The organism is Microbacterium sp. (assembly GCF_052099035.1).
GTDB lineage: Bacteria > Actinomycetota > Actinomycetes > Actinomycetales > Microbacteriaceae > Microbacterium.
On sequence record NZ_JBQDSX010000142.1, the window covers coordinates 1 to 3,119 of the forward strand.

Here is a 3,119-nt window from a genome sequence, read left to right on the forward strand (position 1 = left end):
CAACTGGGACAACCTGGGTCAGCGCCTCACCGAATCGGGCGGCGTCGAGATCCGCAACGTGCGAGTCGACTGGGCCAGCGCTGCGGGGTTCATCGACCGCGTCTATCAGCCACTTGTCTACAACACGTTGAACGTTCCGGCGCTGCAGGCCACGTTCAACAACATCTACCTCGGGATCGCGGAGGGCGCCCTCCGCGCCGCCACGGCGTACACGCGCGAATATACGCGCGCCTGGCCGTATGGGGGAGAAGGCAAGAGCCGGGGAACCGAGGAGTTCTACGTGCTCGAAGGGTATGGCGAGCTCGTGTCGAAGGTATGGGCCAACGCGGCCCTCGTCGATGAGGTCGACCGGGAGATCAGTGAGATTCTGCATGACGACCGTGAGAATCTGACCGAACGCCGGCGCGGCGAGATCGCAGTGCGCGTGGCGGCCGCGAAGCTGCGGATCATCGAGGACGGCCTCGAGGTCACCACGAAAGTGTTCGAGCTGACGGGTGCGCGCGCGAGCGCCAACTCGGTCGGCCTCGATATCTACTGGCGCAACCTCCGCACGCACAGCCTTCACGACCCGGTGGCGTACAAGAAGCACGAGGTCGGTCGGTACGCGTTGCTCGGGGAAGTGCCGGAGCCGAGCTGGTACACGTGAGGCGAGCGCAGCGCTAAGTCTGCTCGCGCGCGTCACGCTCAGCGACAAGCTGTTCGACGGCCGTCGGCAGGGTCGATTCGAAGTCGATGAGCTTCACCCAGGTAGGAGTGATCCTGATGCGCACCATCTGTTTGTACAGCGAGTGCACCTCGGCTTCCCATTCGGCGCGCTGCTCGGGCGTCATTGAGTAGACGTTGTTCGTGCTCAGGTACTCCTCGGGAACGCCATCGACAACTTCGAGTGCGGCGCTGCCGCGGATCAGCAGGATCTTCGGCGGGAATTCCTCGGTATCGATCGTGAGCGCCACCTGCGGGTTCGCGCGCAGGTGGCGCAGCTTCGGCGCGTTGGTGGTCGTGCACACGACGATTTCGGATCCGTTCCAGACGAATCCCATCGGAACATTGCGCGGGGATCCGTCGATCGACACGTATGCCATGCGCAAGATGTCACGTGCGAGAAGCTGCTCGCTGTAGGGGAGGGTGAGGATCCGAGTGATTTCTGCATGGTCCATGAGATGCCGCCTTCGTCGATACGGATAAGTTCCCTGCGGACATTCTCGGACGCGACGGGAGCCGCGTATAGGGGCGCGGGGCATCGGCGCGAACTCACCGGTACGGTGGTGCCATGCGAACCAGAGATGCCGTGGTCGAGGACGCGCCAGGCATCGCGCGCGTGCACGTCGAATCGTGGCGCGCGGCGTACGCGGGTCTGATGCCCCAGGCGGTGCTCGATGACCTGTCTGTAGGCGCAAGCGCCGAGCGCGCCGTGGGCTTCTACGTACGCAACGGCCGGATGGCGAACGGCGCCCTCAAAGTCGACGAGCGACCAGGGCTGGTTCTTCGGGAACGCCGGCACGTGAAAAGACTCGCCGACGTATGACACCCGATACGTCGAGGGCGGGATCCGCGAGAAGCTCGTCATGGATCCGGTTGATTGGTTGGGTCGCGTTCCCCGTGCTGGGCATGCTCGCGGCGGTCACGGCAGACGTTCTTCACCGGGCACTTCGGCGGAACGCGTCCATCGAGTTCTGGCGCGCGGGCGAGGCCTGGCTGCCAACGCTCGTTCCCGCGTACGCCAGCTACACGGTGGATCCCTGGCCCGCCCTGATATGGCGAACGCTGCTGTTCGCGCTGGGATTGGCTCTCGCCGCGTTCTCGATGATCCTCCTCGCTGGCCGGAAGCGGCGCGGGTGGTGGTTTCGCGCGCTTGTTCTGTGGATCTCCGTGGTGGTCGTTGCAGTCGGCGTCGTCGGTGTCGCGCAGATTGGAGAATGGCTGCTCGAGGTTCAGTCGTTCGGCGGGCTCGGCGGATCCCACATCCGCACGTTCACGCTGCCCGCGCTGCAAGAAGCGGCGCGTTGGGGACTGCTCTGGGGGTGGATACCTGCGCTCGCGACGACGTTGTGCGGCGTGCCGGGCCCGAACCGGCCGTCCCGGCGCCGAGCGCTCGTCGTGGCCACCGTGCTCGTGATCGCAGCAGCGTTGGCGTGCGCGATTCTCGCCGCGACGACGCGCGGGGCCGCGCTCTCCGCGCGCACAGAAGTGGCCACGCAGGATCCTCCGAAACAGACGGAGCCGGCGGCCCCCACGGATCCTCCTCCGGCCGTTGCGGAGACGATCGACCCCGACTTCCCGGGACGGTGCGCGGCCGACGACGTGTCCGTCGAGATCGGCGGGTTCGATGCGGCGACCGGATCCCGCTACCTCACGTTCGAGGCGCGCAATATGTCTGCCGAGGCATGTGATCTGAGAGGTGCGCCCGATCTCGCGTTCGCGTCGGACGTCGGGAACGCGATCCGTCCGGTGATCGGACCGAGGAACTTCACGACAGCCGGCGAGCCGATCGGGGAAGACGTAGTGACTCTCGCTCCCGGGGGCACGGCACGCGCCGATCTCGTGTGGCGTGCGCCGACGGGACGACCGATCGACCTCACAGTGCTCTTGGCCCCCTGGGCGGGTGCAGTACGCACCTCGACGTCGGAGGTTCTCGACGTCGTGGACGGCGGGGAGATGGCGTTGACGCCGTGGTACGTCGCGGAATGAAGCACGATGAATACTGACTCGCGGCATCGCTCTCGATGCTCTTTTGAAGCGCCCTTCGTTTGTCGGTGGTTCCCCATAACGTGACGACATGGCGCAGGCACGATTCTCCGAAGGGCTCCCGGGCTTCACTCCCGAGCAGCTCGATCGCGCCCGCGCACTCGTCGCGCGGATCGCTGAACGGCGCCGGCAGATCGCGCGTATTGAGGCCGACATCATCGCTGCCACGCAAGAGTTAGCGACAATTGCCGATGCCATATCAAGCGACGCCCTGGGTTCAGACGGCCCCGAATATGCTCGGCGGTCGATGACGACAGAAGTAGCTGCCGCGACGCGCGTGCATCCGCACACCGCCCGCGCGCAGATGGACGAAGCCGAAAGAATCGTGGGCGACTTTCCCGAGACATTCGAGGCGCTCAGCGAGGGCCGCGTTT

At 65.7% G+C, this 3,119-nt stretch carries 4 protein-coding genes and 1 pseudogene; 4 read left to right on the forward strand and 1 reads right to left on the reverse strand.

The genetic code is table 11. The features are described from left to right. Positions 1 to 646 (forward strand): annotated as a pseudogene (locus tag ACTIAO_RS17490) (acyl-CoA dehydrogenase family protein); the annotation flags it as partial. Between the two features lie 13 nt (positions 647 to 659). Here the strand turns inward: ACTIAO_RS17490 and ACTIAO_RS17495 are convergent. Next, entirely contained in the window at positions 660 to 1,157 is a 498-nt protein-coding gene (locus tag ACTIAO_RS17495) for a pyridoxamine 5'-phosphate oxidase family protein (protein ID WP_441841733.1), read from the reverse strand. A 113-nt stretch (positions 1,158 to 1,270) separates the two neighbouring features. Between ACTIAO_RS17495 and ACTIAO_RS17500 the strand changes: the two genes are divergently transcribed. The 3 genes from ACTIAO_RS17500 to ACTIAO_RS17510 all read left to right on the forward strand — a co-directional run. After that, complete coding sequence (locus ACTIAO_RS17500; RefSeq protein ID WP_441845867.1) at positions 1,271 to 1,525, forward strand: hypothetical protein; 255 nt, start codon at positions 1,271 to 1,273, stop codon at positions 1,523 to 1,525. Positions 1,526 to 1,575: 50 nt separating this feature from the next. Beyond that, positions 1,576 to 2,688 (forward strand): DUF4232 domain-containing protein, encoded by a 1,113-nt coding sequence (locus ACTIAO_RS17505; protein ID WP_441841731.1) that lies wholly within the window; start codon positions 1,576 to 1,578, stop codon positions 2,686 to 2,688. Positions 2,689 to 2,776: 88 nt separating this feature from the next. After that, a partial coding sequence (locus ACTIAO_RS17510) for a hypothetical protein (RefSeq protein WP_441907334.1) occupies positions 2,777 to 3,119 on the forward strand: 343 nt, incomplete at its 3' end.